Below are 2989 nucleotides of genomic sequence, written 5' to 3' on the forward strand. Positions count from 1 at the left end.
AATTTGGAATATAAATATTATGAACCCCTCTGAAGAAAAAATTATATAATTCAGGCATGCGTAAAAAATTACACGATAGGATTGCATCATTCAAGGATGCAAATGCAATCAAAGAGAAAGGCCTATATCCGTATTTCAGGTCTATTGAATCTGCACAGGATACAGAAGTGATCATTGATGGCAAAAAAGTATTAATGTTTGGATCAAATTCGTACTTAGGATTGACCAATCACCCCAAAATTAAAGAAGCAGCAAAACAAGCTGTTGAAAAATACGGAACGGGTTGTGCAGGATCGAGATTCCTGAATGGAACACTGGATATTCACTTAGAGCTGGAAAGAAGACTGGCCAGTTATGTTGGTAAAGAGGCTGCTGTACTTTTTAGTACAGGCTTCCAGGTAAATCTGGGTGTAATTTCCTGCTTGCTGGATAGAAATGATTATTTGATCCTGGATGAATATGACCATGCTTCTATTATTGATGGCAGCAGATTGTCTTTCTCGAGGTCTATAAAATATGCGCATAATGATATGGACGATTTGCGCAAGAAACTGAGTCGTCTTCCTGAGGATTCCGCTAAATTAATCGTTGCTGATGGAATTTTTAGTATGGAAGGTGATTTAGTTAATCTTCCTGAAATTGTGAAAATTGCTGATGAGTTTGGTGCAAATATCATGATGGATGATGCACATAGTTTAGGTGTTATTGGTTTTAACGGATCAGGAACTGCCTCGCATTTTGGACTTACGGATAAGGTAGATCTGATCATGGGTACTTTTAGCAAATCACTGGCTTCTCTTGGAGGTTTTATTGCTGCTAATGAAGAAACGATTGAGTTTATTAAACACCGTGCACGTGCGCTGATGTTTAGTGCAAGTATGCCTCCAAGTGCTGTAGCGAGTGTTATTGCTGCCTTAGATATTATTGAGTCTGAGCCTGAAAGAATCGATAAATTGTGGGACAATACCAACTATGCTAAAAAACTGCTTTTGGAAGCTGGTTTTGATATTGGCCACACAGATAGTCCGATCATTCCTGTATACATCAGAGATAATGATAAAACGTTCCTGATTACCAATATTCTTCATAACAACGGTATTTTTGTTAACCCTGTTGTATCTCCAGCGGTGCCTTCTGATTCTTCTTTAATCAGATTCTCTTTAATGGCGACGCATTCTTTTGCGCAAATTGAAGAAGCTGTTGAAAAGCTTTATGAAGCATTTAAAGCGGTTGAACTTACTCCAGTTAAGGTTAGTTTATGAAACATATAGTTGCTGTTAGTGACAAGAAACAACTTGGAAAATTTATTGATTTTCCTCATGAATTGTATAAGGCGGATGCGAATTATGTTCCTGAATTATTCATAGCGCAACAGGATATGCTTACCCCGGGTAAGCATCCCTTTCATAAGCATTCTTCTTTGCAGACGTTTCTGGCCTATGACGGAGAGCGTATTGTAGGCAGAATAGCAGCTATACAAAATAATAACCATAATACTATAAATGGAGTAAACGATGGTTTTTTTGGCTTTTTTGATTGCATTAATGATCAGGAAACAGCAGACCTTCTTCTGAATACTGCGGCAAACTGGCTGAAAGAAAGGAAGCTGGATACTATGGTTGGGCCAGTTAATTTTTCTACCAATGATATATGTGCTTTGCTGATTGAAGGTTTTGATGGCCCTCCTGTGGCGATGATGCCATACAATGCACCTTATTATCTTTCTTTGCTTGAAAAGGCAGGTTTTCATAAAAAAGTTGACCTTAGGGCATATCGGTTCACTGCTGGTAATTATAATGACAGATCTTCCAAATTGGTTACTGCATTGCAGGAGCGTTTGACAAGAAGCAATATCGTTATCCGAAAAATTAATGTAAAGAACTTTAAGCAGGAGGCTGCAGCTATCCGTGAGGTTTACAATAAAGCATGGGATAAAAACCTTGGTTTTGTCCCGATGACAAATGAGGAATTTGATTATACGGCAAAAGATTTAAAAATGATCATGGATCCTGATTTCTGTCTACTGGCAGAACAGGATGGTAAGATTGTTGGATTTGCTTTGGCGGTACCGGATATTAATCAGGTGCTGATCAAGATTAAAAGGGGCAGACTTTTTCCTACGGGCTTATATAAGTTGCTTACACAAAAAAGCAAAATTCAGGGTATCCGTATTCTGCTTCTTGGTGTGGTAGACGGCTATCGGAAAATGGGAATCGAGGCTTGTTTGTATGGTTTGATCATCCAGGCATTCCAAAAGAAAAAAATGACCTACGCTGAGGCTTCCTGGACATTAGACCATAATGATTTGATCAATAAACCGATAGAGCAAATTGGAGGAGAATTATACCGGAAGTACAGAATTTTAGAGAAGAACCTCAATTGACGGATTGAACATTGAGGTATTAAATAATAAAAGTAAAGAGAAAAATGTTGTTTCATAAAATTACATCTACCAGCCTTGGAATAGGTTATATCGGCAAAGGTGCGGGAACAGCAGCAGCAGCTGCAACTTGCATTGTTTGGTATTATGCGCAGATGAATGGAGCACAATATGTACCTGCTTTACTGATTACACTTGCGATTACAGCACTTGGAATTTGGTCTGCAAATATCGTAGAAGCTATTTGGGGAAAAGACCACCAACGGGTGGTGATCGATGAAGTTGCCGGAATGTGCATTACCCTGCTTTGGGTTCCGGTAACTCCTTTAAATGTTCTTATTGGATTGGTTTTATTTCGGTTTTTTGATATTGTAAAACCTTTGTTTATAAGGCGTCTTGAAAAATGGCCTGGAGGTTGGGGTGTGATGTTTGATGATATTCTTGCTGGTGTCTATGCCAATATACTATTGCAAATTATTATTAAATTAAATATTACCTGATATGGCGACTTTTCTAAAGGCACAGGTCGCCTCACTTTCGGCCTCAATCTTTGACTTTCTTACCACATTAGTCTGTACGCAGTATTTGCATTTTTGGTATGTACTGGGG

General features: G+C 38.4%; 3 protein-coding genes. All 3 read left to right on the top strand.

The annotated features are described in order from the left end of the window. The first annotated feature begins 56 nt into the window (after positions 1-56). The 3 genes from DBR11_RS04290 to DBR11_RS04300 are packed head-to-tail and all read left to right on the top strand — an operon-like array spanning position 57 to position 2880. Positions 57-1262, top strand: coding sequence for an aminotransferase class I/II-fold pyridoxal phosphate-dependent enzyme (locus DBR11_RS04290; protein ID WP_108550380.1), 1206 nt, complete (start codon positions 57-59; stop codon positions 1260-1262). Then, positions 1259-2383: a hypothetical protein gene (locus tag DBR11_RS04295; RefSeq protein WP_108550381.1), complete on the top strand. Its 1125-nt coding sequence runs from the start codon at positions 1259-1261 to the stop codon at positions 2381-2383. The genes DBR11_RS04290 and DBR11_RS04295 overlap by 4 nt, the downstream gene beginning before the upstream one ends. 44 nt (positions 2384-2427) lie before the next feature. Next, entirely contained in the window at positions 2428-2880 is a 453-nt protein-coding gene (locus DBR11_RS04300; RefSeq protein ID WP_108550382.1) for a phosphatidylglycerophosphatase A, read from the top strand. Positions 2881-2989: the final 109 nt, after the last annotated feature.

It is taken from the genome of Pedobacter sp. HMWF019, from assembly GCF_003061025.1.
Taxonomy (GTDB): domain Bacteria; phylum Bacteroidota; class Bacteroidia; order Sphingobacteriales; family Sphingobacteriaceae; genus Pedobacter.

Excerpts from the sequence above, each read along its gene's own strand:
- DBR11_RS04290 (WP_108550380.1), top strand. The coding sequence starts at position 57 with ATGCGTAAAAAATTACACGATAGGATTGCATCATTCAAGGATGCAAAT.
- DBR11_RS04295 (WP_108550381.1), top strand. The coding sequence starts at position 1,259 with ATGAAACATATAGTTGCTGTTAGTGACAAGAAACAACTTGGAAAATTT.
- DBR11_RS04300 (WP_108550382.1), top strand. The coding sequence starts at position 2,428 with ATGTTGTTTCATAAAATTACATCTACCAGCCTTGGAATAGGTTATATC.